The sequence below is a fragment of the Pediococcus parvulus genome (assembly GCF_007990205.1).
Lineage (GTDB): Bacteria > Bacillota > Bacilli > Lactobacillales > Lactobacillaceae > Pediococcus > Pediococcus parvulus.
In genome coordinates this window covers 1-5,459 of the sequence record NZ_BJWE01000065.1, presented here as the reverse complement: position 1 = coordinate 5,459, position 5,459 = coordinate 1, and the positions used below count along the sequence as shown (strand labels likewise).

Annotated in this window: 7 protein-coding genes and 1 other annotated feature; of the genes, 3 read left to right on the top strand and 4 right to left on the bottom strand. The window is 40.3% G+C overall.

Annotated features, from left to right (window positions below):
- Both PPA04_RS09060 and PPA04_RS09055 read right to left on the bottom strand, forming a co-directional pair.
- Positions 1–1,306, bottom strand: a 1,306-nt coding sequence (locus tag PPA04_RS09060; RefSeq protein ID WP_147206806.1) for a DUF4097 family beta strand repeat-containing protein, incomplete at its 3' end; no start/stop codon positions are given.
- Complete coding sequence (locus tag PPA04_RS09055; RefSeq protein WP_057785021.1) at positions 1,293–1,640, bottom strand: PadR family transcriptional regulator; 348 nt, start codon at positions 1,638–1,640, stop codon at positions 1,293–1,295. The genes PPA04_RS09055 and PPA04_RS09060, both read right to left, overlap by 14 nt.
- Positions 1,641–1,811: 171 nt before the next feature.
- On the opposite strand from PPA04_RS09055, the gene PPA04_RS09610 reads away from it, so the two are divergent.
- Positions 1,812–1,934, top strand: a complete 123-nt coding sequence (locus PPA04_RS09610; protein WP_186806983.1) for a putative metal homeostasis protein — start codon at positions 1,812–1,814, stop codon at positions 1,932–1,934.
- On the top strand, positions 1,935–2,204 hold the full coding sequence (rpsN, locus tag PPA04_RS09050; protein WP_057785022.1) for a 30S ribosomal protein S14: 270 nt from the start codon (positions 1,935–1,937) through the stop codon (positions 2,202–2,204). It abuts the gene before it with no gap.
- 447 nt (positions 2,205–2,651) lie between these two features.
- Here rpsN and brnQ read toward each other — a convergent pair whose 3' ends face one another.
- Entirely contained in the window at positions 2,652–4,031 is a 1,380-nt protein-coding gene (gene brnQ, locus PPA04_RS09045; RefSeq protein WP_057785023.1) for a branched-chain amino acid transport system II carrier protein, read from the bottom strand.
- Positions 4,032–4,115: 84 nt separating this feature from the next.
- Positions 4,116–4,347 (bottom strand) — a binding site (T-box leader).
- 143 nt (positions 4,348–4,490) lie between these two features.
- Positions 4,491–4,637 carry a hypothetical protein gene (locus PPA04_RS09605; protein WP_164481576.1) on the bottom strand — a complete coding sequence of 49 codons (147 nt, stop codon included), beginning with the start codon at positions 4,635–4,637 and terminating at the stop codon, positions 4,491–4,493.
- Positions 4,638–4,834: 197 nt separating this feature from the next.
- Between PPA04_RS09605 and PPA04_RS09040 the strand changes: the two genes are divergently transcribed.
- The gene (locus PPA04_RS09040; RefSeq protein ID WP_057785024.1) at positions 4,835–5,404 is read left to right on the top strand and encodes a hypothetical protein; all 570 of its coding nucleotides are present in this window, start codon (positions 4,835–4,837) and stop codon (positions 5,402–5,404) included.
- Positions 5,405–5,459 lie beyond the last annotated feature (55 nt).

Sequence of the window (5,459 nt, the reverse complement as noted above, 5' to 3'; positions counted from 1 at the left end):
CTTCAAGGTTTAATTTAGCACTACCGGAATTGGTGTTACCAGTGACCTTATATTGTGGATGATCACCGACGTGCCCCGTTTGATAAGAATTACCACTATGTTCAACAACGACATTTCCGTCAACCTTGGCACGGCCACTTTTTGTCTCCAATTCAAAATTGAAGGTTTCAGAGTTTGGCAATGTCAGTTTAACGGAACCACTATGCGTATTAGCTGCCACGTCGCCATTAAGATGGTCAAAGTTAAGCTTGACAGAACCACTGTGCGTACGAAAATTTCCGGAACCATTTCCGTGGGTCACACGGATTGAACCACTGTTAGATTTAAGATTCATCAAACTATTAACCGAATCAAACGAAACGGAACCGCTGTGTGAATGGCTGGTTAGTTTAGTGGCCTGAATATTTTCGCCATGAATTGATCCAGAGAAAGCTTCCATATTAAGCTGGGAAACTTTGACTGTTTCGGCACGTGTACTCCCAGAATGAGAAACCACATTTAAATTGAGCTGCTCATTTTTCAGGTCTTGAACGCGAATTCGCCCATCTTTTGTGTCCGCGTTTAAAGTTTTGGTGTAGGTTGATGGCACTAAGATCTCTACTTTAATATTTAAATGCCAGAGTAGGGGCTGATCACCCTGACGGATTGTGAGTTCGTGATCAGTGACGTTGCTTCGTAAATAGTAGCGATCATTATTACGACTCATGTATTCATTCACAATCAATTGATCGCCATCAGTTTGTTTAATTGTGAGTGAGGCACTTTTGTAGTTAATAGCGATGTTCGTCAAGTCTTGGATCGGAAAAGCCTGCGAATTTACGAGTGGCAAGGATTCCATATATACCTTGGAAGGCGTTTTGCCATTAATCGTGACATCACCGTCAGTCACTTTGATAAAACCATCGCCAATATCTACATTGTCGCCATCTACTTTGAGAAGTTTGCCAATTTCAACTTTATCGCCGTCCGCCAAAGTTTGGTTGCCCAGTCGAACTTTACCATCTTCAATATCTAAGTTGCCAATGTGAACACTATTGCGATTGTGACCCTCGTGTGAGTGACCTTCATCTTCATCAGCATTGTGTTCGTTGGTAATTTCTTGAACGAGTTCATCAAGGTTCCCTAGACGATCAAATGCTGTTTGAATGGCTTTGTCCTCATCCATACCATCTGAGACATTATCGTTGGTAGCTTCGGTGAGGTCGGAAACAAGCTCTTCTTTGAGTTCGGTGAGTTCTGTGGAAGGGGTATAGTTCATAAATAATTGATCTAATTTTGTGCGGACCTTTGTTTCAATGTTTGTCATAGTCGATACTTCCTTTAATTAGTTTTTCAATAATCGTTTTTGAAAAATCCCATTGTTGTACATTCTCGGTGAGCAACTGTTGGCCGCTATCAGTAATTCGGTAGTATTTGCGGCGAGCACCTTGAGTTTCATCGCCCCAATAACTTTCAATGTCTTGATGCTTTTCAAGCCGACGGAAAACGGTGTAGAGAGTAGCTTCGTTAATTTCATAGGCGTCATCGCTCAAATATTTAATTTGTTTGGCAACTTGATAACCGTAGCTATCTTGCTGACTGAGCAGATTAAGGACAATGGTGTCAGTGTTACCCCGAATTAAATCCTTAGAAATTTGCATAAATTGGTGGACCTCCTTTGTAACTTTTTTGATTGTCTAAAATGTATCACATATTACTGTGTGTGTCAAAGTAATATGTGCAAAATAGTAAAAATACAAAATGATTGGCTAAATGGATGAAATGTGGTATAAATAGTAATCGTTACTATTAAGAAAAAGGAGCAAGTAAATATGACAAAAACAATGGATTTGGCGACAGCTTATCGACGATTGAAGAGTCCGAGTTTGAAGACAAGAAAGTCTGCGCTCCGGACAATCAAGGCGGCAAAAAAGCAAAGGAAGGGAAATAGTTAGATGGCAAAGAAATCAAAGATTATGAAGGAACAAAGAATTGAGGCAACGGTGGCGCGGTATGCGAAAGTGCGCGAGCAGTTGAAGAAGAATCATGATTATGAGGGATTGAGTAAGTTGCCAAGAAATGCATCACCAACAAGAATGCATAGAAGAGATCATTTGGATGGGAGACCGCATGCGTATTTGAGAAAATTCGGGTTGTCGAGATTGAATTTTAGAAGATTGGCGCATGAAGGCCAGATTCCAGGAGTAAGAAAGGCAAGCTGGTAAAAAAAGAGTGCGGAAAAAGACGATTAGACTGTGAGCATTAGCATAACACCAGGGATTGTCCACGGGTTGGGTGGACGATCCCTGGTGTTGGGCTAACTACTCCGCTATTGAGGTTGCTTATTAGCTCAAAGCGCTAATAAGCTTTTTTGCTCCGGACGTTGACCATTCTTGTGGCCGAAAAACAGACCGCAAGAATTATGGCAGCGGAAGAGTCTGCTTTTTGGAGCACGTTTCAGAAAAAAAGTTTGGTGTTAAAAGGGTAAAGAGAATGTCAGAATGGTTTAAGAAGCAAGTAATAAGCAATAGTGGTTTGGTATAAGAGGATAACGTCCAGTATTAAAAATAAGAACGTACCAAAAAAACACGCATTCCCAATGTCCAGTAGATCCAGAACGCTGGATCAAAACATTGAGAATGCGTGTTTTGTTTTACCTAAAGGGGAAAAACTTATTGTTGATTTTGTTCAGGAACTTTACCGAGACTAACATGGCGTTTGACAAGGTAACAACCAACGCCGAGAACCATGCCAACTAAAGCAGGAACTACCCAGTCCATACCGTATTGAGCAAAGGGAAGATAGGATTGTTGAAAACTAGCCATTGCTTTTCCAAGACCGCTTTGGCTGACAACTGGAGGAAACGCAGCCATCATGTCGAATAAAGCAGGAACAACGGTGAAAGTGACAACAAATTTGTAAACAACTGAATCGCGATGGAAAAGTGGTGAAAAGACGGAAAGTAAGATCAAAGCCATGGCCAAGGGATACAAGAACATCAAAACAGGTGTTGACCAAGCAATGATTTGATTCAAACCTAAGTTAGCAGTTAAAAACGATGCGGCACTGGTGAAGGCCAACCAAGTTTTGTAGCTGATCTTTGGAAAATGTTTGTGAAAATCTTGAGCAAATGCGGCAACCAACCCAATGGCAGTCGTTAAACAAGTTAAAGTGATTAAGGCGGCTAAGATTGATTGACCGACGACACCTAAGTAGTGGTTAACAATTTGATCAAAAGCAACGCCACCATTGGCGCTAACGGCAAATTTACCAAGCGACATTGCACCTAACAAAATTAAAGCTAAGTAGATGATCGCTTCAAACCCCATGGAGAAAAGACCGGCGCGGGCAGTGACAAAGGCGATGCTGTTCGCATTTTTCTTACCCATGAATTTGACGGCCGTGACCACAGTTACCCCAAAAGCCAAGCCCGCTAAAGCATCCATCGTGTTGTAGCCTTGCAAAAATCCGTTTGTGAAAGCACCGGTTTTATAGGCGGTTGTGACAGCTTGGCTAGCAGTTGAGCCGAGCGGACGGCTGAAGCCTAAGAAGAAGACAAAGACAAGTAAAACTAAGAAGACTGGGTTTAGTAATTTACCGACATTGGAAACAATTTTGCTTTGTTCTACTGAAAGAAAATAGGCAAGTGCAAAGAAAACGGCGGAGAAAACAACTAATCCTAAAGTCTGCAAATGGGCTGGCACGAGTGGAGCAACGCCAACTGTGTAAGAAACAGTGGCAGTCCGTGGGGTTCCAAATAAAGGACCGATTGTGCCATGAATTAAAACCATGAAAACTAAGGCAAATACAGGGCCTAAAGGTTTACCTACGTCGTAAACGCCTTCTGAATGGGTAATACTGATTGCTAGAACTGATAAAAGTGGTAACAAGACCCCGGTTACTAAGAAACCAAGTGCGGCAGGTAACCAGTTCGCACCAGCCAACTGGCCTAAATGAAGCGGAAAAATTAAATTTCCTGCCCCAAAAAATAAAGCAAATAGCATAGAACTTACCACCACATAGTCTTTTTTCGTTAATTTTCTTTCTTCCATAAAATGTCACTCCTTCATAAGATTTAAATCTTATGAGAAAAAACTAAAAGAAAATAAAAACGTCCTCATCAGAATAATTATTCTGACAAGGACGTTATAAACGTGTTACCACCTTTGTTTACAGAACCATCACTGATTCTGCCTTTTCGAGTACGCAATCATACTCTAGCTCTGTAATGGGAGCACCCAATGCTTACTCAAATTTCGTAGGCATCGCTCAAAGATGATGTTCTGGAAAAATCCTTTGACGTCCTTTCACCAAACGACGCTCGCTTTGCAATGGATAATTTCCATACTTTCTTTTCACAGCTTTTTTCTCATTGATTTATAATATGGGCTTAATTTACTCTAATAAACAACTTCTGTCAAGGCCAATTTGAAAATCTATTGAAATGTAATGTAAATAAAAAATTCAACCACTTAGAAAGTGATTGAATTTTTTTAATGGCAAAAAGCCGATTATTTAACTTTTGGTGTATCTACAATTTCTTCAGTCTTGCCTTTAGCGAAACGTTGGATAGCAACGATTCGCGCTTGGCGACGGCGACGTTCGCGCTTACCAGCAACTGGACGGCGTTTTGCGAATGAGTTATATGGTGATCGCATAATGTTCCTCCTAAAAAATAAGTTATTACTATTGTAATCTTAAATGCCCCTAAAATGCAAATGTATTTTATGAAAATATAAACTAATACATGAACGTAAGGATTTATTAATCACTCTTTTAATCTTTAGTAACGTTGCTGCAACATTTTATCGGTATGATTGGTAACAACTTAAACAAACCATGAAGGGAGTCATTTATGATTAAAAGACAGCAACGTTTTGTTAACTGGATTGAAAAACAGCTCAAGGCCCACCAAACGCAACCGGAAAATTTATTTGTCACTTTCGGTTATTTGAATCGGGTCATGGGTGCCCTGGAAGACAAGAAAGCTGTCGCCAAACATTATGACGAACGGACAGTAAATGTGGCCCGAACGCTAATGAAGATGACAAATGATGAGTTTCTCAATGAAATTGCTAAAATTGAATATGCGCCGGCCGAACTTTCGAGTGATGGTATTCAGGTGTTACGGTGGTTTAAAGAACGTGATTTAAATGATCAAGGTAATTTGGTAAGTAATCTCGGTTTTTTGACAGAAATTGTGAATGAAACAGATCAGTCACAGATAGCAAGTTGGGATCGCCAAACGGTTAAAGTGGCACGAATGGCCAATCATGTTAGCAATGATGAGTTGATTGCGATTATGTTGAATTGCCAATCGAAAGCAAAGTATGAACGGTTATCCGTATCAAAACGGACAACCCATTATGCCCACTTCTTCAAAAGAAATAGTGTACACAAAAGCTTTGGGTCGTACGGAGAGTAAAACAATTTTTTCAGATGGAAAGAATCTAGCGTAATAAGCTAGGTTCTTTTTGTTT

Bases quoted from the DNA above. Each gene is read 5' to 3' on its own strand.
- PPA04_RS09610 (WP_186806983.1), top strand. From the start codon at position 1,812: ATGACAAAAACAATGGATTTGGCGACAGCTTATCGACGATTGAAGAGT.
- PPA04_RS09055 (WP_057785021.1), bottom strand. From the start codon at position 1,640: ATGCAAATTTCTAAGGATTTAATTCGGGGTAACACTGACACCATTGTC.
- PPA04_RS09605 (WP_164481576.1), bottom strand. From the start codon at position 4,637: ATGCGATCACCATATAACTCATTCGCAAAACGCCGTCCAGTTGCTGGT.
- brnQ (WP_057785023.1), bottom strand. From the start codon at position 4,031: ATGGAAGAAAGAAAATTAACGAAAAAAGACTATGTGGTGGTAAGTTCT.
- PPA04_RS09040 (WP_057785024.1), top strand. From the start codon at position 4,835: ATGATTAAAAGACAGCAACGTTTTGTTAACTGGATTGAAAAACAGCTC.
- rpsN (WP_057785022.1), top strand. From the start codon at position 1,935: ATGGCAAAGAAATCAAAGATTATGAAGGAACAAAGAATTGAGGCAACG.